We start from the raw sequence: 4,108 nt of genomic DNA, 5'->3' as shown, positions 1-4,108 counted from the left end.
TATTCATCAACGAGTGCCCACACAGATTGATAGGTTTAAATTGTTAAAGAGCTTTGCTTGTCGAAACTTTCTTTTTACAAAGAAACCCTTGAAAGCGGACGTGAATTCTAGCGATTTAATCTTAAGTGTCAAACACTTTTTAAAATTAATTTCTTTCGAACTTTCCGTCTTACTGATTACCGCTGAAGCCTTATGGCATCTGCCGTGTCAGTGAGGCGGCATTATAGAGATCATCGAAAACATGGCAACCCCTTTTTTGATAAAAATTCAAAAAACTTGCTTAAGTGGCTACTTTTACGTCAAAAGGCTCTTTCGTAGCTCAAAGCTCATACAATAATGGGTGTATTACTTAAAACTTTGCGATTAGATCTTTCGAAAAAGCCTCTATATCTAGCTCAATGCTCCATTTCTCACTCACTTCTAGGATGTTATCTAGCGATTGCTGAACTGTTTTTATCGTCAATGTGTTGTTGTCTAGGTCGTATACCTGTTTTTGCGTGGTGTAATAGAAATAAAGGATGGTCAGCGCGTCTCGGTCGCCTTGCTCAGCTTTGGGTTGAATACGCTTGAGCTTACGATAGATTTGATTATGGATTTGTTTAAGGTTCCATACATAAAGCGCTTCTTTGAAGTAATCATGCCCTTTCACACGGCTCGCGATAAATGCATTCAATGCGACTGATAAGATCACACCTAATACGTTCAAGTGGAAATTACCTGTCGATTCGCCTGCGATTGATTGCCCTGAACCGAATAGCTCGATCAGTATGGTTCCGAATACAATGGCGAACACTGCGAGTGACCCAACCAACGAAACCAACAGCAGGTTCATCTTCTTTCTATATTCTTCTTTATTGATCTTCTGTAACTTCATCGACTACTTCCTTATGTAAGTCACCTAATAATTTGCGCATACTATCTATGTAAACCTTGCTTCGCTTCAACCTTTACCATCTTGTAATGTGGTCACTCTCTATTTAATACGTGTAGTTCTTCTGGTCAGTACTATACATAACTCCATTTGACTTCATTAATAGAAAAGAGTTACATACCGCCATAATTTTGGTTATTCATCAATTCATGTTGATAAAGTCTGTTTCGCTTTATCACATACTGACAAGGTACATTCCATGCGTTCATTTGTATTACGCGCTCGCGCAGCCCCTACAGAGAGCAAACTTATCTTAGAGGGTGTTGGGCAAGATGCTCATACTGAGATTCTGGCTCATACTCTGATGAACACGATCTTCGTTGCTCAATCTCACCGTGAGAATGTCACCGTGCACCTTGTGCTAGAGAGTACTAAAGACTTTTCTCGTACCATTACATTCGATTCAAATGAAATCACCAACATTGGTGGCTTTCATGAATCTGCACTGTTATCTGCGGTAGTAAGAGCGGTTGACGCTTCTCAAGGCATGACAAAAGAACAAACACGTCAGGTAGAACCGGGCATCACTGTTCGTACGATGAGCTTTGAAAAGTTGGTCAAAGAACTGGCCGAAGACCACCAGCTGTACATGATGGATAAAAAAGGCGACTTTATCCGTGATGCAGAGATTGCGGAAAACCCATGTTTCCTTCTGACTGACCACATCCCAATGCCGAAGAAAAGCTACAACAGCTTAAAGCGCTTAGGTACAGAAAAGATCAGCTTAGGCCCGAACATGCTGTTTGCTTCTCAGTGTGTTGTGTTGATCAACAATGAGCTTGATCTAAGAGACTTCTGATTCAACTCATAGCTGTTGAAATAAAAATGGAGCGATCACGCTCCATTCACTCCTTTGTTCAGTTAACATCCGAACTAAAAACGAGCTTTAACTGTCATCCCTTCAACCCAATACTCTTCCGGCGGTGCTGTAATAAAGTCCAATACAACTTTCAAATACGCCGGCTGACCTTCAAACGGGCTTACTAACTGGCTTGGTAATTTGCTCACAACTTCTACCGAATCGGACACTTCAGCTTCAAAAGAGCTACCGTTAGGAAACTTTACCAACGCATTTGCTCCCTTTACCGCGTCTTCTAAATATTTAGGGTCTAGGTAAGCCACGATATGAGGAACGGTATTTTTTGCTATCGTCACTAGCTCATCGCCTTCAAAAACTCGCTGCCCTTCGACAACATGTATGTCTACGACGCGACCCGCATAGGGAGACTTTACCGATAACTCTTGCTCTCTTACACGCTTAAGGGCTAAATCTTTCATCAATGAACGTTTAGCCTGACTAACTGGTCCAGCTAACTCCCGCTCCTCTTCAGCCAATTTCGCGCTTTGATAATCAAGCTTTTGTTGATTCAACTGGTTGTTCAGCGAGTTACCCATTCCAACAATACTGGCATAATCCACATCCGATACTTGTCCTTTTTTACGATATTCTTCATAACGCTTTTGAATTTGCTGTACTTTACTGAGGTTCCGACGCGTTTCTGCAATACCGTTTAAGTGCAATGCTTCCATATCGCTTGGTAAATTGACTTTTAACCCTAACAGCTCCGCATGTATAAACTCAATTTGAGCTTCAATTTCCAAATTCGTCAATTGAATTGCAGTCTGTGCTCGCTCCACTTGAGTGCCGTCGTCTATGGGTATCGGCCCAACAATGCCTGCAACCTTAGCAGTCAGAGTAACTGGATAAGACGTAACAATAGCCGGAGCAATCACGAGAAAATTTGTCTTCAAGAAAAAATAAGCCACGAATAAAAGTGGGCTTATTACCAAGCTCAAGATCAAATACCAACGAAAGCGATAGCCCCCTCTTTTTGCTTGTCCGTAAGCAACCTTCACACCATCATCCGATTGAGGTTTGTTTTTTTTATCCAGATGAAATTTTACTTTCATTGCTAAAACCTTTTGCCTTTTTTCAATACCCACCAAGGAGCCATACTCGACTCTTCGTGACTTCTTCTAAATAATTCATTAATCATGGAGAACGCAGTAATCAAGCGCATAAAAAACTGATAAAAAGGATAGAGGGGTAGCCATTTAGCCATTCTTAGATCCTCTTTCTCCCTTTCAGAAACTAAACCAATGTAAACAGTAAAAAATAGAATTACGGTAAACAAATACACGCAATAAATTAGAATCATCAATGCAGCAACAAAATCAATTGAGTGAACCCAAAATATATAAAACATGAACACTGAAACTAGAATCGGCAGCAATACATTTTGCAATACACCATAAACGAGAGTGAAGATGAAATTCCCCCAACCCAGTAAACGGGGGGTTAGTCCTTCATTGTGTTTCCTCAAAAACAGAAACAATAAATCTCCGTCCCATCTAAGCCTTTGCTGTACTAATCCTTTTAAGGTATGAGGCACGTCAGTATGACCGACAGCTCTTGGTGCAAAAGCCAATCTATTATTTGGGTAGCGTTTCTTATATTGCTTAAGCCTCATCGTTAAATCGAGGTCTTCAGCCGTATGCGTATCCCAACCTCCAACTTGTTTTAATACATTTTTTCTAAATGCACCAAAGGCTCCAGAAATATTATTTAGCACTCCCCAATTTGAGAGCCCTGTTTTTCCTGCTTGCATAGACAACATATATTCTAGAGACTGCATACGAGTAAGTAAGTTGTCCTGCCAATTTCTTACACGCAACGCACCACCCGAAGCAATCACATTCTTGTCAGTAAATTGCTTCATCATTTGCAGTGCCATATCGTTATCAAAAGAAGTATCGCCATCAACATTTATAACAAAATCGCCGGTGGCATTATCTAAACCAGCATTCAATGTTGATACTCTTCCTCCCCTTTGCCACTTGGGTATAACTCGAACATTTCGATTTTTTACACATTGATGTCTCTGCTCACCTCGAATCGCAGCTTGATATGTATCTTCATTCTGAGCTGCGCCATCAACTACCGCTAACACTTCAATCTTTCCGGGATACAGTTGCTCAACTAGTGTATCTATCGTAATTTCAATCGCATCCCCTTCGCCATAACAAGTAATGACGAAAGATATGCTCGGGTATTCTGTTATCTCAATATCACTCTCAGAATAAGACCAACGAAATATCCCTGTTAACACGAGTAAAAAAAGGGCTTTGTTGCGTAATTAAATTTAAAGATAGAACTACCCCGTTTCGCGTATTTCT

At 40.6% G+C, this 4,108-nt stretch carries 3 protein-coding genes and 1 pseudogene; 1 reads left to right on the top strand and 3 read right to left on the bottom strand.

Annotated features, from left to right (window positions below; all coding sequences use genetic code 11):
- Positions 1-349: 349 nt before the first annotated feature.
- On the bottom strand, positions 350-874 hold the full coding sequence (locus AB6E78_RS22705) for a DUF3087 family protein (RefSeq protein WP_065584102.1): 525 nt from the start codon (positions 872-874) through the stop codon (positions 350-352).
- Positions 875-1,130: 256 nt separating this feature from the next.
- On the opposite strand from AB6E78_RS22705, the gene trmY reads away from it, so the two are divergent.
- Positions 1,131-1,730: a tRNA (pseudouridine(54)-N(1))-methyltransferase TrmY gene (gene trmY, locus AB6E78_RS22700; RefSeq protein WP_017083166.1), complete on the top strand. Its 600-nt coding sequence runs from the start codon at positions 1,131-1,133 to the stop codon at positions 1,728-1,730.
- 74 nt (positions 1,731-1,804) lie between these two features.
- Here the strand turns inward: trmY and AB6E78_RS22695 are convergent, their stop codons facing one another.
- Together AB6E78_RS22695 and AB6E78_RS22690 are read right to left on the bottom strand one after the other, a co-directional pair.
- On the bottom strand, positions 1,805-2,878 hold the full coding sequence (locus tag AB6E78_RS22695) for an HlyD family secretion protein (RefSeq protein WP_372134250.1): 1,074 nt from the start codon (positions 2,876-2,878) through the stop codon (positions 1,805-1,807).
- Positions 2,845-4,053, bottom strand: a pseudogene (locus tag AB6E78_RS22690) (glycosyltransferase family 2 protein); the annotation flags it as partial. The pseudogene AB6E78_RS22690 and the gene AB6E78_RS22695, both read right to left, overlap by 34 nt.
- Between the last annotated feature and the right edge of the window lie 55 nt (positions 4,054-4,108).

The sequence above is a fragment of the Vibrio sp. 10N.247.310.98 genome, assembly GCF_041467395.1.
Classification (GTDB): Bacteria; Pseudomonadota; Gammaproteobacteria; order Enterobacterales; family Vibrionaceae; genus Vibrio; species Vibrio crassostreae_C.
The sequence above is the reverse complement of the archived record's forward strand: the minus strand, read 5'-3'. Positions and strand labels throughout refer to the sequence as shown.

Bases quoted from the DNA above. Each gene is read 5' to 3' on its own strand.
- AB6E78_RS22705 (WP_065584102.1), bottom strand. From the start codon at position 874: ATGAAGTTACAGAAGATCAATAAAGAAGAATATAGAAAGAAGATGAAC.
- trmY (WP_017083166.1), top strand. From the start codon at position 1,131: ATGCGTTCATTTGTATTACGCGCTCGCGCAGCCCCTACAGAGAGCAAA.